The 24,834-nt window shown below is 59.0% G+C and carries 22 protein-coding genes; 9 read left to right on the plus strand and 13 right to left on the minus strand.

The window, feature by feature from the left end; genetic code table 11:
* Positions 1-6 precede the first annotated feature (6 nt).
* Positions 7-939 carry a carbohydrate kinase gene (locus FVQ81_02750; GenBank protein ID MBW7995492.1) on the plus strand — a complete coding sequence of 311 codons (933 nt, stop codon included), beginning with the start codon at positions 7-9 and terminating at the stop codon, positions 937-939.
* Positions 940-1,048: 109 nt separating this feature from the next.
* On the opposite strand, the gene FVQ81_02755 is transcribed toward FVQ81_02750, so the two are convergent.
* The 3 genes from FVQ81_02755 to FVQ81_02765 form a co-directional block, all read right to left on the minus strand.
* Positions 1,049-2,245, minus strand: a complete 1,197-nt coding sequence (locus FVQ81_02755; GenBank protein MBW7995493.1) for a hypothetical protein — start codon at positions 2,243-2,245, stop codon at positions 1,049-1,051.
* Positions 2,246-2,360: 115 nt separating this feature from the next.
* The gene (locus tag FVQ81_02760) at positions 2,361-3,347 is read right to left on the minus strand and encodes a hypothetical protein (GenBank protein ID MBW7995494.1); all 987 of its coding nucleotides are present in this window, start codon (positions 3,345-3,347) and stop codon (positions 2,361-2,363) included.
* 115 nt (positions 3,348-3,462) lie between these two features.
* Positions 3,463-4,818: a TrpB-like pyridoxal phosphate-dependent enzyme gene (locus FVQ81_02765; GenBank protein MBW7995495.1), complete on the minus strand. Its 1,356-nt coding sequence runs from the start codon at positions 4,816-4,818 to the stop codon at positions 3,463-3,465.
* A 185-nt stretch (positions 4,819-5,003) separates the two neighbouring features.
* On the opposite strand from FVQ81_02765, the gene FVQ81_02770 reads away from it, so the two are divergent.
* Complete coding sequence (locus FVQ81_02770) at positions 5,004-5,933, plus strand: amidohydrolase (protein MBW7995496.1); 930 nt, start codon at positions 5,004-5,006, stop codon at positions 5,931-5,933.
* 33 nt (positions 5,934-5,966) lie between these two features.
* Here FVQ81_02770 and FVQ81_02775 read toward each other — a convergent pair whose 3' ends face one another.
* The 5 genes from FVQ81_02775 to FVQ81_02795 all read right to left on the minus strand — a co-directional run bounded on the left by FVQ81_02775 (position 5,967) and on the right by FVQ81_02795 (position 10,734).
* On the minus strand, positions 5,967-6,938 hold the full coding sequence (locus FVQ81_02775) for a nucleoid-structuring protein H-NS (protein MBW7995497.1): 972 nt from the start codon (positions 6,936-6,938) through the stop codon (positions 5,967-5,969).
* Between the two features lie 215 nt (positions 6,939-7,153).
* Positions 7,154-8,386, minus strand: coding sequence for a site-specific DNA-methyltransferase (locus FVQ81_02780; GenBank protein MBW7995498.1), 1,233 nt, complete (start codon positions 8,384-8,386; stop codon positions 7,154-7,156).
* A 44-nt stretch (positions 8,387-8,430) separates the two neighbouring features.
* Positions 8,431-8,679, minus strand: coding sequence for a hypothetical protein (locus FVQ81_02785; protein ID MBW7995499.1), 249 nt, complete (start codon positions 8,677-8,679; stop codon positions 8,431-8,433).
* A 258-nt stretch (positions 8,680-8,937) separates the two neighbouring features.
* Positions 8,938-9,591: a hypothetical protein gene (locus FVQ81_02790; protein MBW7995500.1), complete on the minus strand. Its 654-nt coding sequence runs from the start codon at positions 9,589-9,591 to the stop codon at positions 8,938-8,940.
* A gap of 936 nt (positions 9,592-10,527) precedes the next feature.
* A complete protein-coding gene (locus tag FVQ81_02795; GenBank protein ID MBW7995501.1) occupies positions 10,528-10,734 on the minus strand; it encodes a hypothetical protein in 207 nt (68 codons plus the stop codon).
* A gap of 221 nt (positions 10,735-10,955) precedes the next feature.
* Between FVQ81_02795 and FVQ81_02800 the strand changes: the two genes are divergently transcribed.
* Complete coding sequence (locus tag FVQ81_02800; protein MBW7995502.1) at positions 10,956-12,182, plus strand: hypothetical protein; 1,227 nt, start codon at positions 10,956-10,958, stop codon at positions 12,180-12,182.
* Positions 12,183-12,257: 75 nt separating this feature from the next.
* Complete coding sequence (locus FVQ81_02805) at positions 12,258-12,641, plus strand: hypothetical protein (GenBank protein ID MBW7995503.1); 384 nt, start codon at positions 12,258-12,260, stop codon at positions 12,639-12,641.
* Between the two features lie 16 nt (positions 12,642-12,657).
* Here FVQ81_02805 and FVQ81_02810 read toward each other — a convergent pair whose 3' ends face one another.
* From FVQ81_02810 to FVQ81_02820, 3 genes are read right to left on the minus strand one after another with little or no spacing between them, the layout of a single operon-like run.
* Complete coding sequence (locus tag FVQ81_02810) at positions 12,658-14,757, minus strand: SUMF1/EgtB/PvdO family nonheme iron enzyme (GenBank protein MBW7995504.1); 2,100 nt, start codon at positions 14,755-14,757, stop codon at positions 12,658-12,660.
* A gap of 32 nt (positions 14,758-14,789) precedes the next feature.
* Positions 14,790-15,962 carry a hypothetical protein gene (locus tag FVQ81_02815; GenBank protein MBW7995505.1) on the minus strand — a complete coding sequence of 391 codons (1,173 nt, stop codon included), beginning with the start codon at positions 15,960-15,962 and terminating at the stop codon, positions 14,790-14,792.
* A 43-nt stretch (positions 15,963-16,005) separates the two neighbouring features.
* Complete coding sequence (locus tag FVQ81_02820; GenBank protein ID MBW7995506.1) at positions 16,006-16,605, minus strand: hypothetical protein; 600 nt, start codon at positions 16,603-16,605, stop codon at positions 16,006-16,008.
* 350 nt (positions 16,606-16,955) lie between these two features.
* On the opposite strand from FVQ81_02820, the gene FVQ81_02825 reads away from it, so the two are divergent.
* From FVQ81_02825 to FVQ81_02845, 5 genes are all read left to right on the plus strand, one after another.
* Entirely contained in the window at positions 16,956-17,516 is a 561-nt protein-coding gene (locus FVQ81_02825; GenBank protein ID MBW7995507.1) for a pyruvate ferredoxin oxidoreductase, read from the plus strand.
* Between the two features lie 27 nt (positions 17,517-17,543).
* Positions 17,544-19,217 carry an NAD(P)-binding protein gene (locus FVQ81_02830; protein MBW7995508.1) on the plus strand — a complete coding sequence of 558 codons (1,674 nt, stop codon included), beginning with the start codon at positions 17,544-17,546 and terminating at the stop codon, positions 19,215-19,217.
* Positions 19,214-20,371, plus strand: a complete 1,158-nt coding sequence (porA, locus tag FVQ81_02835) for a pyruvate ferredoxin oxidoreductase (protein ID MBW7995509.1) — start codon at positions 19,214-19,216, stop codon at positions 20,369-20,371. The genes FVQ81_02830 and porA overlap by 4 nt, the downstream gene beginning before the upstream one ends.
* A gap of 24 nt (positions 20,372-20,395) precedes the next feature.
* Positions 20,396-21,295, plus strand: a complete 900-nt coding sequence (locus tag FVQ81_02840) for a pyruvate synthase subunit beta (protein MBW7995510.1) — start codon at positions 20,396-20,398, stop codon at positions 21,293-21,295.
* Positions 21,296-21,481: 186 nt separating this feature from the next.
* Positions 21,482-22,105 (plus strand): hypothetical protein, encoded by a 624-nt coding sequence (locus FVQ81_02845; GenBank protein MBW7995511.1) that lies wholly within the window; start codon positions 21,482-21,484, stop codon positions 22,103-22,105.
* Positions 22,106-22,111: 6 nt separating this feature from the next.
* On the opposite strand, the gene FVQ81_02850 is transcribed toward FVQ81_02845, so the two are convergent.
* Together FVQ81_02850 and FVQ81_02855 are read right to left on the minus strand one after the other, a co-directional pair.
* On the minus strand, positions 22,112-24,082 hold the full coding sequence (locus FVQ81_02850) for a DUF342 domain-containing protein (protein ID MBW7995512.1): 1,971 nt from the start codon (positions 24,080-24,082) through the stop codon (positions 22,112-22,114).
* The gene (locus FVQ81_02855) at positions 24,079-24,543 is read right to left on the minus strand and encodes a CBS domain-containing protein (GenBank protein MBW7995513.1); all 465 of its coding nucleotides are present in this window, start codon (positions 24,541-24,543) and stop codon (positions 24,079-24,081) included. The genes FVQ81_02850 and FVQ81_02855 overlap by 4 nt, the downstream gene beginning before the upstream one ends.
* Between the last annotated feature and the right edge of the window lie 291 nt (positions 24,544-24,834).

Consider the following 24,834-nt stretch of genomic DNA (forward strand, 5'->3'; position numbering starts at 1 on the left):
TGTTCAATGCCGCATAAAATTTTGAGTTTCGGCGAAATTCTCTGGGACCTGCTGCCTGACGGGCCGGTGCTGGGCGGCGCGCCGTTCAATCTGGCCTACAGACTGGCCGAGTTGGGAGAGCACGCGCTGATCGCCAGCAGGGTGGGTGATGACGACCTGGGCAGCAGCGCGTTGATCGCCGCGCAAAAGCTTGGAGTGGACACTTCGCTGGTGCAATCCGACCCGGACCGTCCCACCGGAACGGTGGAAGTAAAACTTAGCGGCGGCGAGCCGGAGTTCCGGATCGTTTCCGGGGTGGCCTTCGACTGGATCGAACTGACCGCCGGCCTCGACGACGCCGCGGCGGGTGCGGACTGTATCTGTTTCGGCAGCCTGTCCCAGCGCGCGGAGATATCGCGAAAGACGATCCAGACCTTGCTGTATTGCCACCTGAAAGTACTTACGTTCTGCGACATTAACCTTCGCCGGGACTGCTACAGCGCGGACACTGTGGAGGACTCGCTGCTGCGGGCCGATATTTTCAAGCTGAACGAAACGGAAGTACCCGAGGTCTCCGCGATCCTGTTCGATGAGCAACTGTCCCCTCAAACTTTTGCCCGGCAGGTGCTGGAGCAGTTCAACCCCAGAACCGTGCTGGTGACTCTGGGCGAAAGGGGAGTATTGGCTGTGACCGGGAACACAGATCCTGTATATGTTCCGGGATACAGGGTGCAGGTAGTGGATACGGTTGGCAGCGGCGATGCATTCAGCGCGGGGTTCCTGCACCGCTTCTTGGCCGGCGATACCCTGGCCGGGTCCTGCGATTTCGGCTGCAGGCTGGGTGCGCTGGTATCTGCCCGCAAGGGAGGGACCGCCGCGGTGGAGCAACAGGCGCTGGAGAGTTTCGGGAAAGAGGAAGAAAAAATAGCGGATCCCAGGTTCCGCGAATACGGGGTATAAAAAAAGGGCCGCTGTCAGCGGCCCTTTCTCTTGAATCGGATAACCGGGCGGCCGCCGAGGTCCACTGTATCTGCTATGGAACACTGTGCCAGGCCTGATCGGCCTGGGCCTACTCCAGGAGCAGGAGATAGACATTGCAGTCGCCGCCGGAATCGGAGGTAAAGGTTATCATCTTATCGTCCGGGCTGAACCGCGGGTGCGGATGGGCTATCTGCCTGCTGAACTTGCCGCCGTGCCGGAATATTTTACGGGGCTTGAGGTTGATTCCATCGCGCTTGTAGATAGTCAGGTAGGGCTTCTCGGCGGTGCCGTCCCCGACGATCAGCTTGCTGTCCGATGAGCCGTGGTTGTGGAACTGTGAGTCCTTTGTCGGTATCTCGAGACGGGCGCCGGTGTTGATATCTATTATCCCGATGAATTCTCCCCGCTTGTCGGTCCCGTGATAGCCTACTCGAACTCCGTCCCCGAACCAGTACTCGTGACCGATACTTACCTGGGGTACTTCCTCTACACGCAGCTTCCTTTTTCCGCTGCCATCGGTCCTGATAAGCCACATCCGCTGGGCCACGTTTTTCCAGGGACCCTCGTGACAGAAAAGGACCAGTTCCGGGTCGGTAGGGGAGGTCTGTACATGGGTAAACCATGCGTTCTCGCGAAAGAATTCCGTGCTTTCCGACCCATCTGTCGCCACCCTGACCAGGATACTCAACGGCTTTGCCGCCCAGTGCTCCTTCTGAGAGGAGTAAATGACTTTAGTTTGAGTCTTAAGCTCAAGTTCCTGGGAATAGCCGAAAACGAGGTTCTTCTCATCGGAGGTGATCGAGAGGATGGTATTGCCGGTAAAACCATCCGGGATGGTGAAAAGCTCCTTTTCCTGGAAGTTGCTGGTATTTACGGACTTGACCACCCGGCCATCGATGAAATAGACCTCTCCCCTGCCAGGGGCGAAACACGGGGTGTGCACCTTAAGGTCCTGGCAATCGGTCAACTGGGTAAATTTTCCGGTTTCCAGATCGCCGTAAAAAATATTCCAGCTTCCGGACCTGTCCGAATTGAAAACTATTTTTCGGCAATCGTTGGACAGGTCGTTGTTGGTGAAATAGAGATGGTGGTCCTCGGAGGCAGCCGTGGTAAACTGGACCACGGTCAGGCCTGACTCGGGGGAGATGATCCGTTTCATTTCCGATGGGTAGACTTTACCCTTGCCCGCGCCCAGGGCGGTGGCGACTGAGATCACGGTGAAAAAAAACAGGGTCCCGGCGGCATTTGGGATTTTTATGACAGTGCGCACGCCTGTTTCAGCCATGAGATACCTCCGTTACATCTTGGAGTTCAGAGTACAGAAAACAAGAGTCTGCCCCGATAGGGGGCAGACTCTTGTACGTCCCCTTTGCATGGTATCATTCTGTTCCGTGTTGCAATCAGCCGCCGATCAGCAGCAGTTCCCAGTCCTCGCTGTGCACCGAGCGTTCCATCGCCTCCAGCGCCGCGATAGGCGGGATCAGGCTCTCGTGGCTGCGCGGCTCCTCGCCGGTCTGGAACATCCTGATCATCTTCGAATACATGTAGTCCGTGCCGTTCTCGACTTCGAACCGGGGCTTGATCTGCTGCAAGCCCTTGCTCAAGCCCACGTACAGGTCCCAGCCGCTTACGGGCACGTAGGTGGCAATCAGCCCGCCGGTGTACTTGAACTGGAACGTGAAACGGCCCCGGTTGCGGGTTGCACGCACTGCCTCCACATCATCGCCGAAGAACCTGAACAGGCGTTCGACCGTGTGGATGCCATAGAAGAAAATGCCGCCGTACTTGCTGGTAATACTGCTGGGGCCGGTGATCACCACCGAGCGGATATCATCCGGGTCGAGCGCGGCCACCTGGGCCACCATATCATCCATTACCGGGTTGACCGCGGCCGAACTCATCGAGGTGATCGGCGTGCCCTTGCTCTCGGCGATCTCGATCAGCTTGAGCCCGTTTTTGGCCCGGTAGCAGAAGGGTTTGTCGACGAAGGTGGGGATCCCGGCCTCGACAAACGGGATCGCCGAGGCGACGTGGTACTTGGCATGGCGATGGTCGATAATCAGCGCATCGATCTGACCCATCAACTCGCTCTGGTGCTTGACTATCTTGGGAATGCGGCCCTTTTCGGCGGCGTTGCGCGCGAACTCGTCGGTTTCGCCCCAGACGGCCACCACCTCGACCCCCGGGAACATCTTACGCTCGTTGAACGTCCTGCCGATCCCGATAGTGTGGCTGTTCTCGGCCCCGATAATACCCACGCGGACTTTTTTGCCCGTGCCCGTATCCGGCGGTCCGGGAGCGGTCTGTGCCCGCACGGCCGCTGCGGCTGTCAGCGCTGCCAGCGCTCCAGCACCGAGCGTATGCATGAACTGGCGGCGATCTGTCATCGCGTCCTCCTGAAAAAACTGAGTTTTATGATGGAGAAACCCGGTCGGTTAAAAACCCGCAACAGAGAAGGGGCTCGGTTGCAGGCCCCATTCCGATTGAAACCAGGCACAAGTCTTATCCTACTTCCGGTACTTCCTTCAGGGCTTCCTCGATCATGGCCGCCGGGTACTCGTAATCCTCGAGGGCATGCTCGTGGTACTTCTCATAAGCGGTAAGGTCCAGGTGGCCGTGGCCGCTGAAGTTGAAGGCGATACATTTCTCCTCGCCGCTTTCCTTGCATTTCAGCGCTTCGATAATCGCGGCGCGGACAGCGTGGGTCGTCTCGGGAGCGGGAATGATCCCCTCGGTCTGGGCGAACAGCGTACCGGCCTCGAAACACTCGATCTGGTGCAGGCTCATCGCCTCGATCAGGCCCAGTTCCTTGAGGTGGCTCACCAGCGGGGCCATCCCGTGGTAGCGCAGGCCGCCGGCGTGGATACCGGGCGGGACAAACACGTGGCCCAGGGTGTACATTTTCAGCAGCGGAGTCATCTGGCCCGTGTCGCCGAAATCGTAGCGGAATGGACCCTTGGTCAAGGTGGGGCAGGCGGCCGGCTCGATGGCGATAATGCGGATGTCCTTGCCGCCGATCTTATCCGGGATGAACGGGAAAACGAACCCGGCAAAATTACTGCCGCCGCCCGCGCAGCCGATCAGCACGTCGGGAAAATCGCCGGCTATCTCGAACTGGAGTTTCGCTTCCTGGCCGATCACGGTCTGGTGGAGCATCACGTGGTTCAGCACGCTGCCGAGCGAGTAGTTGGTATCGTCGTGGGTGGCGGCGTCCTCCACCGCCTCGCTGATCGCCATCCCCAGGCTGCCGGTGGTGCCGGGGAAGCGTTCGTTGAACGCTCGTCCGCTCTGGGTCCGGTCGCTGGGACTGGAATAGACTTCGGCGTTCCAGATATGCATCAGGTTCTTGCGCATCGGTTTCTGCTCGTAACTGACCCGCACCATGTAAACCGTGCATTCCAGACCGAATTTGTTGCAGGCCAGGGCCAGCGCGCTGCCCCACTGACCCGCTCCGGTCTCGGTGGAGATCCGCTTGATACCGGCTTCCTTGTTGTAGTATACCTGGGCCACCGATGTATTGGGCTTGTGGCTGCCGGCCGGACTGACGCTCTCGTTTTTGTAGTAGATTCTGGCCGGCGTGCCCAGGGCTTTCTCCAGGTTAAACGCCCTGTGCAGCGGGGTCGGCCGCCAGATTTTGAGCATATCGTTGATCGGGTCGGGAATCTCGATCCAGCGCTCGGAGGAAACTTCCTGCTGGATCAGCGCCATCGGGAAGATCGGCGCCAGCGCCTCGGGTCCCAGCGGCTTGCCGTCGGCCGGATTCAGCGGAGGAGCCATCGGCGCGGGCAGGTCCGCGACAACGTTGTACCACTTCTGGACCAGATCCTTTTCAGAGAGAACAATCCGGTAGTCGGCCATCTTTTAAACTCCGTGGAATGCTTAACAAAACCAGTGCGGACAGGTTGATAACGAAAGAAAGCAATAGTTAACACCTGACTCAGCACGTGTCAAATTTTTCTCGTTAATGTCCTGACCCGTGCCGGAGGTGGTTTCAGCGGCGTGCCCGTAAGATTGTGTTGATAATCGATTTGCGGCGTTTTAGATTGTTCACCTCTCTGGCGGGTATGTCTCGTGTTTTTTCCCGCCGACGACTTGGGCGGGAACCATCGCCGCCGGCATGGCAGCCTGGCATTCGGCCTGTAAAGAGAGCAGCGGGAGTGATGGAGATAATCGACGCCCATACCCATTTTTTTCCCGATCAGGTGGCGGCCGGGGCGATCTCCAGGCTGGAGGCGTCATCCGGGGAGAAAGCCTTCCACGACGGCACCCTGGCGGGCTTGCTCGGCTCGATGGATAAAGCCGGGATAGCGACCAGTCTGGTCCTGCCGGTGGCGACCAACCCGGAGAAAGTGTCATCGCTCAACCGCTTCTCCGCCTCGCTTGGCCAGGAGCGGGTGGTGATGGCCGGGGCGCTGCACCCCAGGTCACTGTCCTGGCGCGAGGAGCTGGACGAAATGCTGGAGTTGGGATTCAGGTCGCTCAAGCTGCATCCCGATTACCAGGAATTCTATCCGGACGACCCTGAGCTGCTGCCGTTTTTCGCCGCGGTCCGCGATGCCGGGGTGACGGTGATTTTCCACGCCGGGGCCGACCTGAGCTACAAGCCGCCCTACGGCGGCCCGCCCGCGCGGATCGCCCGGCTGATGGACAGCCTGCCGGGACTGCGGGTCTACGCCACCCACATGGGCGGTTTCCGGATGTGGGATGAAGCGGAGCGCTGCCTGGTGGGCCGCGAGGACGTGGTGCTGGACACCTCGTTCAGTTTCGGCTACATGCCCGCTGAGCGGATCAGGTCGATAATCCGGGACCACGGCGCCGACCGGGTGATGTTCGGCTCCGACAGCCCCTGGCTCGATCAGAGCGAGCAGGTGGCTAAGCTGAGGCGGCTGGCTCTGGAGAGCGAAACCGAGGAAAAAATTCTCGGCCGCAACGCGCGCCGTCTGCTCGATGGCTGGATTGTACCGGCGGAATAAGGCCGGCTGTCTGTCACCGCGCAATGATCCCGTTCAAGCTATCGAGACATCGTTGGGGCTGGTCGATTCGATCAGGAAATCGTAGCAATTGTCCTTGTTTTTCTCGTCGGCCCGCAATTTCATCGCCTGGCGGGGATGCTGGTTCAGGTGGCCGCTGATCCCGTAGATGTCGTTGAAGCCCCACTCGATCGTTTTGCGCAGCGGCACGAATTCTTCCTGGATCACCCTGTAGAGAGACCGCACGTCGAACTTCGGGTTCTTGAGGAAATTCAGCAGCAGTTCCAGGTTGCAGTTACCCGCGCCCCGGCCGATCCCGCTGACCGTGGCGTCAAGCAGGTTGACCCCGTCGATTATCGCCTGCTGGGTGTTGGAGAAAGCGAGCTGCTGGTTGTTATGGGCGTGGAAGCCGAGTTCCTTGTTCGGTGCGTACTTGCGGTAGAGATCCAGATAATAGGTGATCTGCTCGGAATAGAACGCGCCGAAACTGTCCACCAGGTAGAGGTAGTCGATCTCCTTGACCTCATTGACCTGACTCAGCGATTCGATCAGATCGCTCTCGATCGCGGCGGAGACGGCCATGATGTTGACCGTGGTCTGGTAGCCCAGGTCCTTGGAGCGCTTGACCAGGTCGATTCCCTTGTCGATATCGGGTACGTAGCAGGCCACGCGGATCATGTCCAGCGGGCTGTCATCGATCGGTTTCAGCTTCGAGACGTCAACCCGCCCGACATCGTACATCACCGCCACCAGCGGCCGGAACTCCGAATCGCAGGAATCGATTACCGCTTTGATGTCCTCGTCGTCGCAGAAATTCCATTTGCCGAATTTTTCCCTGGTGTATTCGTCGCTCACTTCGAGCTTCTTGCCGAGCTCGATAATATCGACTCCCGCCGCGCAGACCGCCCGGTAGACAGCTTTGACAAAATCGTCGGTGAACTGGTAGTTGTTGATCAGGCCACCATCGCGGATCGTGCAGTCCAGAACTTTGATTTCCTCGCGAAACATCGGGCGGTCTCCTTCCAATGGGAATCTACAGTACTACGGTGCAATGGTTTGCGTAATAATGTCATCTCGTCCAGAGTATGGCGCTGTCCGAGGCAGGCAAACAGATTAATCACTTTTGCCCGAAACATCAAGGGTGCGCCGCCAGCAGCTTCCGGACTGCCTGGCAGTTTGTGATCCGGTAATGATTGTTTTACTTGATGAAAATTGCAGGTTCTTTAATTCTCCACCGCCAGAAATTTTTTCTTTTTCTCGTATTTCCCCTTCCGATCCGCGCGCGCCAGCCCCTGGCGGATCAGCCGGAGATTGACAAACGTCCGGTTGGCCAGGTAGAGGTAAACCGGCCTGGTATCGCCGTTCGCTGCTTGCTCCGGGTCCTCGCGGAGGTAGACTTTCCTGCCGGCGGTGAGTTGGCGAAGGTACTGCACGGCTTGCGCCGTTTTACCTTTCAGGGGCCGCAGCCCGATCAGGCGCACAGCTTCTCCGTTGTCCAGTTCCAGCTCCACCGGGGATTTCACTTTCGCGATCCTGAAATAGTTCTCCCTGGGGCGTGAGCGTTCATTGACCCGCGAACCGTAGTTTTTCCTGCGCGGGCCGGTTTTGGCGGTCAGGCCCACCGGGTCCTTGAACCGGTAAGGCAGATCGTCGAGCAATCCCTCCGGGTCCACCGGTTCCCGCTCCGGCCGCGCTAGAGCCAATACCGGCGGGGAATCGCAATTGGCCATCCGCCGCACCAAAGACTCGAGGCACCGTTCGTTTATCTCATAGCCCACCGAGCTGCGGTCCAGCCGGGCGGCGGCGAGCGCCGTGGTCCCGGACCCGGCGAACGGGTCGAGCACGGTTTCGCCGCCGAAGGTGAACATCCTGATCAGCCGCCGGGGCAGCTCCTCGGGGAACGCGGCCAGATGGTTTCTCGAACGCTCTCCCGGTATCTTCCATTGCCCGCTGAAATATTCCGACCACTCACTGTTACTCAATTTTGCCGCTTCCTTGCGCTCGCGGCTGATTGCGGGGGCTTTGCCGGGTTTTTTGAACAGCAGGATAAACTCGTAGTTCAGCCGCAGAATCCCGTTGCGCGGATAGGGGAACGAACCCATCACGGTGCCGCCGCCGGTGGTGTGGGTGCTGGTCACCTTGCGCCAGATTATCGCGCCCATGTAATCCAGTCCGGCGCTCTCGCAGAAGCGGATTATCTCGGTACGGATCGGGATCACCTTGTAGCGGCCGTAGTGGGCAGAGCGGGCGAACTGGTCGCCGATATTGACGCAGAGACGGCACCCGGGGTGCAGCACCCGGACACACTCGCTCCAGACAAGGTTCAGGCTGTTGACATACTCCTCGTAACTCTGGCCGAACCCGATCTGCCCCGGCTGGCTGCCGTACTCCTTGAGCTGCCAGTAGGGGGGCGAGGTCACCACAAGCTGGACCGAGCTATCGGCCAACTCGTCCATCCGCCGGCTGTCGGCGACGAGTATCCTGTGTGTTGTTTTTCCGCTCACTGGAACTTGGCCCTGAACCTTTCCAACTCCGCCGCCAGCGGCACAGAACCGGCGAACAGGAACAGCGGGTACAGCCGGATGAAAGTTTTCTCGATCAGCTCCACAAAGCCCCGGCCCAGCCGCACGACTTCACCGGCGGGCAACATGGTTCCCATGTGGTAGTTTTTGCGCTGCGCCCAGCCGAACGCCGGTTGGGGCAGATTTTCGATCCTGGGCTTGGAGTAGCTTTCGCCGCCGATAGTCATGTCGCTGTGGGTTCCATTGGGCCACTCTTAAGTTTTATTTTTGTTATCAATTATCTACAGAAAGCGCAATCAGGAAAATCGCTCCACCGAGGCTGAGAATCACTATCGCAATATTAGAACGGCCTATCCAGGATATTTCCTGGACGACCACTATCCCCGCGATAACGATGGCGATGATGTTAAGAGTTCGAGGATTCATTTTTCACCTCCTGCTCCTCGAGAGTTGAAGACATTTTCATTGTTACCTCAGAATCATCGTTAATAATATATCCAAGGAGACAAATTTGTTACATTAGGCTCCTCCATTAATAAAGTTAAATAATAATATTGGCTAAATCTTTCCCTTAGCAATCGATAGATATTACTAGTGCATATCCTTCTTTGCGCTTTTTTTATTTTTCTTTCCTTAATTATTTTTAGATCATTAGGTCTATTAAGCTCAAAGCAAAGCTCTTCTTTATTAAAAAACCTCAACTCTAAACATACTAATATGTTACAAAGTCCGAATAATGAGTGTGGTCTGTTAGCAGGCGGTCCCGTTTTGAATAAATCCAATCTTCTCAATTCGATTTCGCCAAGCTTGGAGTGTCCCAAATAACCATCTATATATAAACCACGGATAATCTGCTCCCATGTTGAAAGATAGCGCAGGAAATGATCACTATATATCGGAACGAGCCGCCTGGCATCGATATGGTATTTTTTTATATTACCCGATGAATCGTATCTATCACCCAACACTTCTAATAAAGCCCTCTTCTTTATTTGCATCTCTATTTTACTAATGAAGTGGCTTGATAGAGATTTCTTTTCTGATCTCTCCAAGGGCAGGCAACCTGCGATCCTGTATTTATAGGCACCGAAAGACCAGGCCACGATATTATCGATAATAATGTTGCTTAAAGCGTCCATCTGCTTTTCCAATCGGTCATAGGTATTACTAGTTAGACGATTCTTGCCATAAACATGCGCTGTAGAATATCAATCAACTACTTGGGGAGCAGACCGGGGAAATGTCAATCTTCGTCCAAACCGGCTAAGCCTTGAACCCTCAGGGCGCGCTCCATATTAAATAACCGTCAGAGTTAAATAAGCGTAGTGACGACTCAGGATAGGTCATAGTTTTTCCATCCGTTGACTCAGTCTGTCCTAGACCAAGTCCGGCACGCGCTTTTTTCGTTTTTGCCGTACAGGGCCAACCAAGGCCCCTGACCATCGACTAGCAACTCAGCACGGAATTCACCGTTCCCATCATCTGGTGTCAGTCTCGCCCCCGAACGCATAACCCCCCAGGGTGACACTATTCTCGCCTTTTGCGTCAAACATGTGTAAGACTACCGTCGCAGGATTTTGCGTATCCAGAAAGACATTTCCGCCTAAAAACTGACCACCACCATCAATGCTGTCAGCAGAACAAACTGTTTGCGGCTCACAGTCTCCCCCTTCTGTTGTACGTGAACCGTCTACTACTGGCCTTTGCGTTTCATCCTTTCCGCACTTCGCTTTATTTCAATTATACGGCAAGAGAAAGTGCTGTCAATCAAATCAGGCCAAAGTAAAATGATTTCTCATTTGACTACAGTATATCAGACCAGCAAAATAACCTGTTGTCTCAGCCCGCAGGTCCGTGATGTCCGGAGTAGTGTGCGGAGCGTGGTGGAAAGGAGCCAACAATGCGACCGGGGAAGGGTTCGGGCTTGTCGACGTGGGCGGAGGGGATGTGAAATGCAGTTATTTCGACTACGGCTGGGAAGTCTGAACCGAAGATAAAGGCTGCGCACCGCCCGCGGCCGGAAGGCGCTCCGGACGGTGCGCAGTGTCCCGAAAACCAGCGGTCGGCAAACGGGTTCAATCCTGTCCAGCCGCGGGCGGCTGGTCGGTTGCCTTGGGATTGAACTCGGGGGCGCAGAGATGGCTGATCGCTTCCGCCTCCACGCCGCAGACCGCGCAAGTATATGGCGCCGCAAAACCGGCCGCCTGCCGGGAGGAGCGGTCTTCCAGGTCGTATTCGCACTGGTAATTGCGCTCGTCGGAATTAAGCTGTTCATCACTCATCAGACCTCCTCCACGCTGAATGTATTAAAGTACCTGCTTCCCTGCCGGAATCGCATTCCGCGCCGGGAGTAATCTAAACGTAATTAAGTAACTACAAGTTGCCAAAAATGTCAAGATTAATATCTTCACGGTCCCGGCGCTGTTGACCCGCCGGATCACCAGCCTTAATTTTTCGATAATCATCCGCCTGCCCCCGTTTTTCTGACCGAGAGTGTGAAAGCATGAATTCTCGCGAGCGTGTGCGTGCGGCTCTCGAGTTCCGCGAACCGGACCGGGTGCCTGTCGATCTGGGCGGCTCCAACTCCAGCGGGATCGCCGCGGCTGCCTATGCGGCTCTGAAAGGGCATCTCGGGATAACCGACGGGCAGGTTGTGGTGCACGACGTGGCTCAGATGCTGGCTACGGTCGAGGACCCGGTGCGCGAGCGGCTGGGGATCGACGTGGTCGGCCTGCCGAACCACGGCGCCGGCTGGGGCGGGGACTGGAACGTCGATAATGACAAAGGATACCGGCCGTGGACCATCCCCGGCGGACCGGCCGTCCAGGTTCCCCGCGCCATGCGAACGGAGTCCGCCCCCGACGGTTCGACCGTTCTGATCGGCTCCCACGGCCGTCCGGTGGCACGCATGCCCGCCGGCGGGCACTATTTCGACCCCCTGCCCGATCCTCCCGGCCAGGTTGTGCCCGAGCCGGAGGATTTCACCCTGCCGGCCATGCTGAGTGACGAGGCGTACGAGTACTACCACGCTGCGGCAAAGGAACTTTACCTGAACACTGATTGCGCCGTGCTGGGAGCCGCGGTCGGTTACGGGCTGTTCAACCTCTCGGCCGGCGGGTTAGAGAACTGGCTGTGCGCCATCCTGGACAACCCCGCCAGGGTCGGCGCGATCCTGGACCGGGCCGTGGAGTGCAACATTCCGCTTATTGAACGGTATAACCAGGCAGCCGGACCGTACGTGGAAGCGGTTGTATTCAGCGATGACCTGGGCACCCAGAACGCCGAGTGGCTCAGTCCCGAGGTGTTCGAGGAACTGTTCGCCCCGCGCTACAAGCGTTTGTTCGATTGGATCCACCGGCATACGGACCTGAAAGTGTTCTTCCACTGCTGCGGCTCGATCTCCAGCCTGATCGAGATCCTGATCGGTTGCGGGGTGGATATCCTGAACCCGGTGCAGACGTCGGCGGCCGGAATGGACCCCCGTCGGCTCAAGGAGCGATTCGGCGGCCGGGTTGTGTTCTGGGGCGGCGGGGTCGACACCCAGCACTTCCTGCCCTACGCAAGCCCCGCGGAAATCGAGACCCACGTGGCGGAGCGGATCTCGATTTTCGCCCCCGGCGGCGGGTTCGTATTCAACCCGGTCCATAATATCCAGGCCGGCGTAAGCCCGGAGTGTATCACGGCCTGTTTCGACGCAGCCCGCAGGTACGGTTCTTATCCTGTTGCATGAATGGAGTACCGATTATATTGTATTCATTCCGGGGAAAATTGGATTCAGCAGAACGTCTGGTATCAGGAGGGGAGCATGATCGATCAGTTGAAAGCCGATTTCGTGAGTAAGAAAAAGATTTTCGGGATACCGCTGCTGCATATTTCCAGCGGTTCGGCCAAAGGCGTGATCGCTATTGGCGAGAAAGCAACCGGTGTGCTGGCGGTCGGCAGGCTGGCGATGGGTTTCATCGCGACCGGTGCGGTCAGTATCGGCGTGATCAGCGCCGGGGCGATCAGCGTGGGACTGGCGGCCGCCGCGGGAGCGGTGGCGATCGGGTTCGGGCGCAGCGCCGGAGCGATTGCCGCCGGTGCGAGGGCCACCGGCGCGGTTGCGCTGGGTCCGCACACCGAGGGCGGTATCAAGATTCACGTGCCCTCGCTGACTGGTGATGACGACGAGGAGGAGGACGATTACTAACTAGCCCCGGTACTTTTCAACGGTTAACCCGCAGGTCACGGGCGCAGCGGAAGCCCACGTAGCTGTTTCCGCTGACCGGATAGAGCCAGTCGCGGCTGAACAGCGACGGGTCGTCCTGATTGACGTAGAAACTCCCTCCGCGAAACACCCGGTAAGTGCGCTCGCTGTCGCTCCAGCCATCCACCCACTCGGCCACGTTGCCCGCCGTTCCGTAGACCCCGTAAGGGCTGACGTCGTCGAGATACTCATCCACCGGTGATGTCCCCCCCAGGCCCTCGCTCCAGGTATTGGCCATTCCGGGACGGTAACTGTCGCCCCACGGGTATTGCCTGGTTACCTGCCCCATGGCGGCCAGCTCCCACTCCAGCTCGCTCGGCAGGCGTTTGCCGCTCCAGGCGGCAAATGCGGCGGCGTCCTCGTAACTGACACCGGTCACCGGATGATTTTCGCTCCCTTCGGGAAACTGCCCCTCCTTCCAGTGCCGGGGGGGAGTGCGTTCGGTGGCCTCGATAAAATAAGCGTACTGGCGGTTGGTTAGCTCGTATGTATCGATATAGAACGAGTCCACCCGCACGGAGTCCCCGTCCGCCAGTTCGATCGTCTCCGCCGCTATCAGGGTCATCCCGGCCGGAAAGTAGCCGAACCAGCTCTCGCGGATTTTCATCTCGAGCGTGATATCCTCGCCCGGAACCACTTCCACCGTGTCCACCGCTGCGCCGAATCCCGGCACGGACGCCAGTATTACGTGCGGCCCCGGCTCCAGGCGCACCAGGCGCCGGGGAGTGGTCCGGCCCAGAAATGTCCCGTCCAGCGACACCCGTGCTCCGGCCGGCTCGGAGGTGACCAGCACGCTGCCGGGGTGGGGTTCAAGTTCGATCCGGATGATGCTGTCAGAGCGGAAGTCCACCTCCACCTTGCGCCGCCAGGTTACGTAACCCTGCTTGCGCGCGGTGATATGGTACTCGCCGGCGGGGAAATTTTGCAGTGTAACCGTGGCGGTTCCTTCCAACATTAATTCAAGTGTGTCCACCCGCAGACTGACATCCGGCTGGCTGGTGACAATGGTCAGACGGCCCGTGCGGCGCTCCATCGCGAAATTATACTCCCGGACCTCGCCCGGCACGGCTAATATCGAATCCCAGACTTCCTCGTAACCCTCCAGGGCCAGCACGAGCTCGTGACGGCCCGCGGCGAGCTGGGGAACTTTCACCGGCGTGCGTCCCACATCCAGCCCGGCCACTATCGCCAGCGCTCCGGGCGGGTCGCTGGTGACCGAGACCGCGCCGAATCCCCGGCCCTCCAGCCCGGTCATTTTCTCGCCCATGCGGGATTTTTCCAGCAGCTCGTCGGCTCCGACGGGCGAGAGCACTGTCGCGCCGGGACCCAGCCAGCGGGCCGCGCCCTCGACCAGGGGCACCAGCGAACAGCTGCCGGTGTCGAGTTTCTCGACCCGGTAGCGGGCGCTGCGCACTCTGTGCGTTTCCAATCCCCGTTCGCCGGGTTCCAGGTCGGCGACTGTCAGCTCCTGTCCCGGCAGCACCCCGTCGGCCAGCCCGATATCGGCGATCAGCGTGTCGCCGCGCTGCTCCACAACCCGTCCGGCCAGCGGGAAATAAGCCAGCATCTTGCGCGCCAGCGCGGCCGTGCCGGCTGTGATCCCGGACACTCCGCCGGCGTGCTCCACCGTTTCGGCGGCCAGCACCTCGCCGCTTTCCGCATCCACAATCCGCGCGGCCAGGATTATCGATTCTCCGGGGCTGGAGACCGAGCCCGTGAGCACGTAACGGCTTTCGAGCAGTTCGCCCACCCGGCGCAGGCTGCCCTCGCTGAACAGGTCGCGCCAGCGAACGCTGCTGCGCTGAATGCGATACAGCCTGCCGGTTTCCTCCAGTACCGACAGCCTGCTGGAGCGGGCCAGTTCGTTGCGCATCAGTTCTGTGACAGTCCCGGCCAGAGTCTCAGCGGTCCCTATTGCCTCGAACTCCTGCACGGAGAGCAGGACGCGCCGGCGGCCGCTCTGCGCCAGGCCGCCGCCGGTTGCAAGGGGCAGGATAAAAAGCGAAAACCCCAGCCAGAGGAGAATATGTGCGGAGGGAACTTTCATCTGCCTTCTCATCACGCCGGGGTGTAAGTAGGAATGTCGGTAAGTCAGAGCGACCTGGAGCGGCCGGTTTTACCCTCTCCGGCCAGGTTGCATTCAAAATGCCGCCAGGCTTCGGCCGCGAATTTCGGCAGGATCTCCGTGCGCAGCTTACGCATCGCGTCCAGCGCGGCGCGGGCCGGGTCGATCCCGAAACCTTTCAGCGGATATACGTTGCCGAACAGCATCGAGCCGCCGCCGGGTTCACTGATGCTCAGGGCGGCGCTCCAGCGGCTGAAATGGAATCCCGGCTCGATCTTGTAGCCGGTCTCTTCGGTCACTACCAGGCTGACTATGGGCAGCGCGCCCGCCGCGGCCGCTTCAGATGACCGCTCGATTCCGAACCCCTCATCCCGCAGGTCCGCTTCCAGAGCGCTTTGGATTGACCGGCCGCCGTCATCTGCCGGGACATCGCCGCCCGGGAATTCGAGCTCACCCACGCTCACCCTGCGCAGCGGAATACTGAGCGCCCGCGCCCGGTCCACGAGCTGCTGACGGACCATCGCAATCCGGCTGCCGGTTGCGGGATCCGTCAGCACGCTCAATTGTCCGGTCAGTTCGAGCGCCTCCGCCACCAGGTCCCAGGCGCGGTGCGGGTAGCCCAGGCTCTCCATTCTCCGGCTCTCGGCCAGCTGGCTTTCGGCGGTTGATACCCGCGCCTTGGCAAGCTGTTCCAGGCGCGAGGTTTCGTTTTCCAGTGACTCGACAGGATAACGGGCAAGCACGTGGGCGTTCCAGGAGGTTTTCACGGACCTATCCCCGGTAATTGTCTGTTTTTCGTAATAAGTTTCGATCCGTTTGAGGCCGACAATCCTGCTGTTGCCTGCCAGTTCGATCCTGTCGGCCAGCAGGACATCCGCTTCGCTGCGCAGTCTGTCGTAGTTGAACGAAGCCTCCAGGCCGATCGCGGTTACGATCTGCCGGACGACATCGGCGGCCGCGTCGTTCTCGGCTGCTTCAAGGCTGGGAGCGTTGGTGGCGCGGCCGACGAAATACAGATAGGTCCGGTCGGCATCCGGGGTTCGCACGGTCCATTCCGGTGCGCGGCGATGGGAGCGCTGGATCTCGATTTCCCCGCCTGCCAGCCGGCCTCCCGCCGGCAGGGCGGGAGCGCACAACACTCCGGCCGCAACCAGCGGGAAGATCCATCTCGTCCGGAACTGTCCGGCGTATCGCGGCATCCGGCGCATACCCCCTGATAAGATCAACGGATCCGCCATCGGCTCAGTAGGTGGGCAGACCCTTGTCAAGGGCCTCCAGAACTTCCTGGGCCTGGGCGTTGTTCTGCCGGCGGATCTCGGCCTGGGTCCCGCGTGCGGCCAGGGCGACTGCCTTGTCGTACTCCGCGATGGGGTAACGGACCAGGGTATAGACATTGAAGAAGTAGCGGATGCCGCCGGGCGTGTATCGCTCGACCTTCTCGGTGTAGCTTTCCAGCTCCTTGACACCGTTGGCGACAGTCTTGCTCAGGATTTTCAGTCCGTCCTCGGTCACGCTGCCGACATCGTCGCGTGTCTCGGCCAGACCGGTCTCCACGCGGGCTTTCTTGTAGTCGATCAGGCCCTGGGCCTGGATCATCTCCAGCACCTGGCGGATCGCGTTGCTGCGTGCATCGGTGAGGCCGTCCTCCAGCGACAGCGCGCCGGTCTTGAAGCCGCGGAAGAAATAGTACTCATCGCTTTCGCCGGGGATTTTCTTGATCCAGCCGGGCTTGTTCCCGCTGCTTTCGACCAGTCGTTCGCTGCCGATGGCGGTCAGTTTGTGGCTGCTGCAGCCGGCCGCGATAACGCCGGCCAGGATGATTAAGCTCAAAGTCTTCAACATCTTTTTCCTCCTGAGTAAAACAGGTTCGGGTTAACTGAAGTTTTGCCTAGTCGATTGAGCAAGAGATATGCCACAATTTTCGTCAGACAGGGATGGACGGAAAACGGTTAACCATTGCGGGCTTAGCAGGCAGGAATTCAAGCGCTGCCCGCGGGGGGCCGGTAACTTTGTCCGGGAAAGGTATAAATTGCCGCCCGCATAATTCGTCACTGGCTTTATGATGGAAAGGGCTTTTGCCGGACCGGTTAAATTTCGGCTTGCCTTCGTCCCGTGCGACCGGTATTTTTCGCAGGGTTGAGATTTGATTTTCGACTTATTTCAAACGCAGATTACGAGCCGGAGCGCGGGCTTTGACAGAGATCAGGATTCACGGCCGGGGAGGCCAGGGCGCGGTGGCCGCGGCCCACGTGCTGGCGATTTCCCTGTTTGCCGAGGGCAAATGGGTGCAGGCATTCCCTCACTTCGGGGTCGAGAGGCGCGGCGCGCCGGTGGCCGCTTTCGTCCGTTTCGACACCGACCCAATCGAGCTGCGCTGTCACATCTACCACCCTGATTACGTTATCGTATTAGACCCAACTCTGTGCGATACCGGCGCCGTAACCGAGGGCCTGGCTCCCGGTGCCTCGGTTCTGCTCAACTCCGACGCCGATCCCGTGGAACTCGAGAAGTTCAAGGAGTACCGGATCGCCACTGTCGACGCCAGCTCGATAGCCATCGGGCACAAGCTCGGCAGCCCGGCCAGCCCGATAGTCAACACGGCGATCCTGGGGGCGTTCGCCAGGTTCTCAGAGCTGGTATCCCTGGAGAGCTTAATCGAATCGATCGGCAAACTGATCAAGCGAAAAACCGAATCCAATATCGCCGCCGTGCGCGAGTCCTACGAAAAGTTACGCGTGGCTGTATCGTCTTGACAACTCAACGGTGCGAGAGGTGACTCCTTGAGTCCCGAGCGGGATAAAGACAAGCGGAATACCCTGCCCGAAGTATCTTCCAGCACAGCGGACATGCAATGGAACCGGACCGGCGACTGGAGCTTTTTCGCACCGGTCTACACCGACCGGACCGCTCCGTGCGCGGTCAAGTGCCCGCTGAAAGTTCCGGTCAATAATTACATGCACCTGGTCAACGGGGGAAGCCACCGGGAAGCGTGGGAGGCGATTGTGGCCGCCAACCCGCTGCCGTCCGTTACCGGACGGGTGTGCTACCACGACTGCGAAGGCGGCTGCAACCGCCGCGAGTTCGACGATGCGCTCAATATCCACGGTATCGAGCGCTTCCTGGGCGATACCGCAATCGATAAGGGCTGGGACCTGCCGGCTCCGCCCGATGACGCGGCAGCCGCGCCGGTGGCGATCCTGGGCAGCGGTCCGGCGGGGCTGGGCTGCGCCTACGCCCTGCGCATGGCCGGTTACCCGGTGGAAATTTACGAGCGCGAAAACGCACCCGGCGGGATGCTGAGAGTGGGGGTGCCTGAGTTCCGCATGCCCCGCAAGCTGCTGGATGCGGAACTGACCCGCCTGGAGCGGATCGGGGTCCGCTTTCGCTGCGGGGAGAATATCGAGGAGCTGGAAAGTATCCGCACTCAGGTGCTGGGCGTGTTCCTGGCCAGCGGGGCGCATGGCTCGCGCGAGGCCGGGGTGGAGGGGGCGGACCTGGACGGGGTCCATTTCGGCCTGGACTATCTTAAAGCTTATAACGGCGGTACGCCTCACGAAACCGGGGGGCGGGTGGCGGTGATCGGCGGAGGCAACACCAGCCTGGACGTGGCCCGCGCCAGCCGTCGCCTGGGCGCCGAGGTCGACCTGTACTACCGCCGTACCGAGGCCGAGATGCCGGCCCACCCGGAAGAGCTCGAGGAGGCCCGCGCCGAGGGGGTCCGCTTCCATTTCCAGGTTGCCCCGGAAGCGCTGCTCGACGGCAGCGGCGGCCGGGTGGCCCGGATTCGGATGATTCGCATGGAGCAGGGCCGGCCCGATGAGAGCGGCCGGGCGCGGCCGGTGCCGGTTGAGGGCAGCGGGTTCGAGGTCGAGGCGGCAACCGTGGTTTTCGCAATCGGCGAGAGGCCGGAGTTAGGCTATCTAGGAGATAACGGGGCGCGCGCCGGCGGCTGTCTGGCCGTGGACGGCTACGGACGGACCGGCATTCCGGGCGTGTTCGCCGGCGGGGATATCGTGCCCGGCGAGAACTCGGTGAGCCATGCCCTGGCCGACGGGATAGCCGCCGGGCGCAACATGGCGGCCATGCTGCAGAGCTACGGCCCGGAGAAGATCAAAAACGCCGAGGATGACGCAGTGCCGGCGGGCCGGATCAATTTCGACTATTTCAGCAAAGCGCCCCGGCTCGAACCGTCCACCAGCCTGAGCACGAAGCCGAGCGGCAACGGTGAGACCAGTATCACGCTCGAGGATTCCGCGGCCCGCGACGAGGCGGGGAGGTGTTTCAACTGTGGCACCTGCGTGGACTGCGACATCTGCCTCGTGTTCTGTCCCGACCTGGCGATCTACTGCCGAGAGGGCTCCTACCTGGTGCGTACCGAGTACTGCAAGGGCTGCGGAATCTGCGCCGAGGAGTGCCCGCGCGGGGTGATCTCGATGGAGAAAAAGGACAAGTGAAATCCCTGATTACAGGCAACGATGCTGTTTCCACCGCCGTGCGTCTGGCGCGGGTGGAGGTGATCGCCGCCTACCCGATCACGCCCCAGACCAGTATCTCCGAGAAACTGAGCCTGTACTGCAGCGAGGGAACGCTGGACGCGGATTTTATCATGGTCGAGAGCGAGCACAGCGCCCTGGCCACCGTGATCGGCGCGGCCAGCACGGGGGTGCGCACGTTCACGGCCACCAGCAGCCAGGGTCTGGCGCTGATGCACGAACTGCTGCACTGGGCCAGTGGCGCGCGGCTGCCGATCGTGATGGCCAATGTCAACCGCGCGCTGGGCGCACCGTGGAGTATCTGGGGCGACCAGACCGACAGCCTGGCCCAGCGCGACACCGGCTGGCTCCAGTTCTACTGCGAGAGCTGCCAGGAGGTGCTGGACACCACGCTGATGGCTTTCGCCGTGGCCGAGACTGTCAACACGCCGGTGATGGTGATGCTCGACGGGTTTTTCCTCAGCCACACCGCCGAGCCGGTGGAGGTGCCGGAGCCGGAGGAGGTCGACTCGTTTCTCGGCGGCCGTCCCGAGCCACCCGCCCTGGTGGACCCATCCGAACCCCATACCCTGCACGCGGTTACCAGTCCCGAGTATTTCATGGAATTCAAGCACCGTCAGTTCAAAGCCGCGGAGCAGGGGGAACAAGCTGCAATAGAGGTCGCTCAGGGGTTTGAGAAGAAATTCGGCCGCAGTTACCCGATGACGGAAAATTTCATGTGCGCCGACGCCGAGACCGTGCTGGTCACCAGCGGCACGGCCGCCGGCACGGTGCGCCACGTGGTGCGCAAACTTCGCGAGCAGGGCAGGAAGGTTGGCATGATGCGGGTGCGGATGTTCCGCCCCTACCCGTTCGACGAGGTGCGGGAGATAATCGCGGGGGCCAAACGGGTGGCCGTGCTGGAGCGGGCGATATCCCCGGGCAGCGAGGGGGTGATGGCCCAGGAGCTGCGCTCGGCCGCCTATGGCCTTGACGACGCACCGCGGATTTACGATTTTGTCACCGGACTCGGCGGGCGGGATATCGTGCCGGAGTATATCGAGCAGATGGTGGAGCTGGTGGAAAACGGCGCGGATAAGCTTGAGAGAGTTAATTGGCTGGGGTTGAAAGAGTGATACTTACTATTGAGGTGTTTTAAAATGCAAGCCACCGATTACAGTTCGAACAAAGACCTCAAGGACGAGCCGTTCGGCTGCGGCAACCTGGCCTGCCCCGGTTGCGGCGAGCCGATAGCGATGCGCGAGGTGCTCAACGCGCTCGACGGCGACGCGGTGATCGTGATCCCGGCCTGCTGCGGCTCGATTATCGACGGCCTGTTTCCCTACACGTCTGCCCGGGTACCGGTGCTGCACACGCCGTTCGCCACGGCGGCAAGCACCAGCGCCGGAGTGCTCCACGGCCTTCGCCGCCTGGGCAACAAGCACACCACAGTGGTGGCCTGGGCGGGTGACGGCGGCACCTACGACATAGGTCTTCAGGCTCTTTCAAGCACGGTGGAGCGCAACGAGGAGTTCCTCTATATCTGCTACGACAACGAGGCCTACATGAACACCGGGATTCAGCGCAGCAGCAGCACACCGCTCCTGGCCTGGACCACCACCACTCCCGAGGGCGATCTCAAGCAGGTGCCCAAGAAGAATATTATCGATATCATGGCCGCCCACCGGATTCCCTACGTTAGCGCCGCCACGATCGCCTACCCGGACGACCTGGTGGCGAAAGTCAGGCGGGCGAAGGAGACGCCGGGCAGTAAGTTCATCAACATCCTTTCGCCCTGCCCGACCGGCTGGCAGAGCAAGACCAACCTCTCGATCAAGATCAGCCGGCTGGCCGTACGCAGTAATGTCTATCCGCTCTACGAAGTGTTCAACGGCGAAAGGCTGGTTCTTCGCGACAACCCGGACCCCGTACCGGTACGGGAGTACATGGAGCTGCAGGGCCGCTTCCACGCGCTGACGGACGATGAAGTGGAGCAGGTCCAGCGCCATGTGGACCATGTCTGGGAGCGGCTGCGCGGCCGCGCCGACGAACTGACCTGAACGGGGCTGTCGCTGCCACGAAAAGCGTGTTTTTGCGATAAAAAAGGAAGTTGAAAGAATTATTGCGGCAGGAAGCAATTTTTTTCGACTTTAGTATTGCATTACGGGGCGAAGATAGATAGAATAGTAGGAGAGTATTTTGTAAGGTTGTGCTAAGTATAATACAGGCAAAGGGTTAACATATTGGTGGCACCGGCTAAAAATACCTGGCGCTCGCTCGGTTTGAATGTGCTGGGAGGAGTGTCCGCTTTTTTTATTGCCCAGGGAATCGCCTCGGCCGCCGATGTTTTTCTTGTCCTTCCCCAGGGAATAACCACCGCCATTTTCGTCACATCCTATTCCGGCATGGTAGTCGTTTTTGTGATCAGGGTCTGGGAAGACGCCACGGTTCTGACCCAGGATTTGAAGATCCTGATTATCACCGAGGAGCAGGAGATGCTCCAGGCTGACCACAACGCTCCGCAGATCCAGCCGACCTTGTTCGACAAGGAGACATACGAGGCATTTAAAGCACTGTTCTGCTGTTTACCAAGGGAGTTTACGGTAATCAAGCTCAACAGACTGTTTTTCCTGGAAAAGCTGGGTGAATTTCCCAACATCAAGATGCAGGAGCTGGTCAGGGACCAGAAAGCTTTCTCCCAGTTGCTGAGTTGCCTCAAATCAGCTAATTATATCAGGACCGACGGGTTTTCATTTTCAGTCCAGCCCGGAACGTGGGAAACAAAAAGGCAGGAAATGCAAGCGAACCAGCAGGAGTTCAACCGCTGGCGAAGTGTGGCCAACGGTCTGCTTGGGGTGTCATCGAACTGAAATTTCTTAGCCGGTTTCCTCATTCTTTTCCAGACTCGTGGTAACTACTCCATCCTCGCTGTAAGTGTACATCACTCCTTTCGCGTCCTCTTCGATCTTGACATGTTTGTTGCCCAGGGTCAGTGCGACTCCGGGGAAAATAGTGCCGTAGACCTTGACATAGGCCTTTTTGAAAATATTTCCCTCGGCCTCCAGCTCTTTCAGTTCGGCGCCCAGAGTGGCGCCGATTTCCACTTTCTTCTTTCTGATTTTATTCAGGGTGGCGATCAGCTCCAGCCTGTCCGGCGGAAGGGCCTTTTTGACAAGCTGCCTGCGCGAGGACTTGTTCAGGATTTTATCGATCTCCTTGAGATGTTCCGCGTTTTTCCACAGCCGGGCCCTGACCTGTTTCATCCTGCCGCCGGTTTCCCTGTCGACACCGGCCATAACCAGCGTGTGGGTAAAGTTGTCGTTGCCCAGAATATTGGCCTCGATTCCCTTGAACGCGCAGCACTCTCCGCCCACGATAAGTCCTTTTTTCTCGGTAACCAGCAGGCAGCCCCGCGCCTGGACGTGGCTGTGCATGATATATTCGCCGATATTTATGTCCCCGTCGCAATAAATCTGCTGGTTGACACAGTACCTGGCCGTGACACTGCCGGCAGCCGTGATCTTTCCCTCGCCGCGGCCGATAAAGCCCATCTTGATCAGCACATCGCCCCCGCATTCTATCTCGGCGTCCTCGACAATCCCGTTGATTTCGATATCTCCGGATGACTTGATCCTGAACCCGCTCTTGACATCACCGTTGATCACCACCGCGCCGATAAAGTCGATATTGCCGACCGAGTAGTCGATATCCCCTTTGACGGCGAAGATGGGGTCCACCTGGACCACGTCACCGACTTTCTTGACCGTCCCGTCGATATCAGTGACCAGTACGTCCGGGTCGCCCGGATCGGGCGAGGTATTGTCACCCTTGGGCATGGCGGGCTTTTCGCCCTGCCCGGGGGCAACCGTTTTACCGAAGATGGTTTTGCCTTCCTTGCCTTCCACCGGATCGGTGATCCTGACCAGTTTATCGCCCTTTTTCACGTTCTGGATCAGGTTTAACTCTTTGAAATCGACATTTCCCTTCTCGTCGAACCTGGGCTTGATCTCGGTCTCGAAAAAGAACTCCAGCTCGCCATCACTGCCATCCACCGGCGGCAGGCCCCTGGCAACCAGGACCGGCTGGTCGAACTTTTCCTTATTGAACACCGAATCGATCACATCGTCGAGCACTCCGTAAACAATGCCGCTGTCGGCCAGGTACTTTTTCAATTCCTCCGGCCCGAAATCATCTTCCTGCAGGCGCGGCGTAACCTTAACCGCGGCGCCATACTCGTCGGTCACGTTTTCCATCGCGAAAAACGGCTGAACCTTAAGCGTGTTCGTCGAAAGGTGCAGGTAGCCGTCCATTGTCGCCACGAGGATTTTGTTGTTGTCCGGGGAGTAATCAGCGTTCACAAGGTCGGGAATCCTTGCCGAGACTACTTCCTGCGCCGGTATCTCAGCTCCAAACACGTCCATCCCGTCCTCGCCGTCCTCGGCGCGAACGATTTCGGCGATCTTGTCCCCTTTCTTGACCCGTACCGGTTTGCCCGGCTCGGTAATATATTCCGCGCCCCCGTTCTTACCCTCTTTGGGAGCGGTGCCCTCGGCGATCAGCAGACGTTCGTTCAGCTTGGGGGCTTTTTCGAGCTGGGCGAGCAGCTCGTCCCTGATGCCGAATTTGATCCCCTCGCCGGCCAGGGCGACGTCAACCGCATCCTTATCGAACTTGGCGGATTCTCCCGGAGCCGAGAGCGTGAGATAAGCTTTCAGCTTGTCTTTGGTAATTTCGACCCTGGCCCGCATTTTCTCTTCGGAGCTTTCGGCTTGTGCGCCGGGATCCTCGTCCCGCTTGCCGGGAGAGGGCTGGTCCGCGGGGTTTTGCGGTTTGGCTTGGTCGTTCATGATTTTTTAGTGCCCGCAACGTGAGAAATGATGTCGATTGTGCTCACCAGGCCGGTCAGTTTCCGGCCTTTCATGACAATCAGCCTGTGTATTTTGTTCTCCAGCATCATTTGGGCCAACTGCTCCACTGCCATCGTCTCTTTAGCCGTAACCGGATCGGGAGACATGATACTTCCGACATTGAGCTGGCTTTCGGTTTCGATCGACAGCTTTTCCAACTCCGGCGTGGTGTCCATCAGGTCTTTCAATCCGAGCTTGACTGTCAGGTCGAGATCGAGATCCATAAAGTGCCCGATAATATCTGTTTTCGTCACGATCCCGACCAGTTTTCCTTTCTTGTCGACTACCGGCGCACTGCTGAAATTGTGCTTGATGAACAGGTCGATCAGGTCGTTGACTTTCATCTCTTTTCCGACTTTAATGACCTTGCGGGTCATGATGTCCCTGGCTTTGACGCTCAACGGTTCTCCTTTCGGAGCGAGGTCCGCCCGTGGTCAGGATTAGCTGAAAGAGAAAAATGGAATAGAAATGCGGGATGAGCACGCTGAATTATGCGCAAGCCCATCTGTGAAGAAGGTTACCACCGAACAGGAGAGATTTCAAGAACGAAGCTCACAGCGCCGAACTATAACCTGTTCCGGCTTCAGCTTCTATCTCAAAGTGATGGATTGGTTAAACTCCTCATGGTGTGCGAGATTTTTCATCCTACAGGCTGCTTCAGCGGCAATTAGTACAACAGTTAAGTTTAACAG

Source organism: Candidatus Glassbacteria bacterium, assembly GCA_019456185.1.
Taxonomy (GTDB): Bacteria; Gemmatimonadota; Glassbacteria; order GWA2-58-10; family GWA2-58-10; genus JAJRTS01.

Excerpts from the sequence above, each read along its gene's own strand:
- FVQ81_02750 (MBW7995492.1), top strand. The coding sequence starts at position 7 with ATGCCGCATAAAATTTTGAGTTTCGGCGAAATTCTCTGGGACCTGCTG.
- FVQ81_02755 (MBW7995493.1), bottom strand. The coding sequence starts at position 2,245 with ATGGCTGAAACAGGCGTGCGCACTGTCATAAAAATCCCAAATGCCGCC.
- FVQ81_02760 (MBW7995494.1), bottom strand. The coding sequence starts at position 3,347 with ATGACAGATCGCCGCCAGTTCATGCATACGCTCGGTGCTGGAGCGCTG.
- FVQ81_02765 (MBW7995495.1), bottom strand. The coding sequence starts at position 4,818 with ATGGCCGACTACCGGATTGTTCTCTCTGAAAAGGATCTGGTCCAGAAG.
- FVQ81_02775 (MBW7995497.1), bottom strand. The coding sequence starts at position 6,938 with ATGTTTCGCGAGGAAATCAAAGTTCTGGACTGCACGATCCGCGATGGT.
- FVQ81_02780 (MBW7995498.1), bottom strand. The coding sequence starts at position 8,386 with ATGGACGAGTTGGCCGATAGCTCGGTCCAGCTTGTGGTGACCTCGCCC.
- FVQ81_02785 (MBW7995499.1), bottom strand. The coding sequence starts at position 8,679 with ATGACTATCGGCGGCGAAAGCTACTCCAAGCCCAGGATCGAAAATCTG.
- FVQ81_02790 (MBW7995500.1), bottom strand. The coding sequence starts at position 9,591 with ATGGACGCTTTAAGCAACATTATTATCGATAATATCGTGGCCTGGTCT.
- FVQ81_02795 (MBW7995501.1), bottom strand. The coding sequence starts at position 10,734 with ATGAGTGATGAACAGCTTAATTCCGACGAGCGCAATTACCAGTGCGAA.
- FVQ81_02800 (MBW7995502.1), top strand. The coding sequence starts at position 10,956 with ATGAATTCTCGCGAGCGTGTGCGTGCGGCTCTCGAGTTCCGCGAACCG.
- FVQ81_02805 (MBW7995503.1), top strand. The coding sequence starts at position 12,258 with ATGATCGATCAGTTGAAAGCCGATTTCGTGAGTAAGAAAAAGATTTTC.
- FVQ81_02810 (MBW7995504.1), bottom strand. The coding sequence starts at position 14,757 with ATGAGAAGGCAGATGAAAGTTCCCTCCGCACATATTCTCCTCTGGCTG.
- FVQ81_02815 (MBW7995505.1), bottom strand. The coding sequence starts at position 15,962 with ATGCCGCGATACGCCGGACAGTTCCGGACGAGATGGATCTTCCCGCTG.
- FVQ81_02820 (MBW7995506.1), bottom strand. The coding sequence starts at position 16,605 with ATGTTGAAGACTTTGAGCTTAATCATCCTGGCCGGCGTTATCGCGGCC.
- FVQ81_02840 (MBW7995510.1), top strand. The coding sequence starts at position 20,396 with ATGCAAGCCACCGATTACAGTTCGAACAAAGACCTCAAGGACGAGCCG.
- FVQ81_02850 (MBW7995512.1), bottom strand. The coding sequence starts at position 24,082 with ATGAACGACCAAGCCAAACCGCAAAACCCCGCGGACCAGCCCTCTCCC.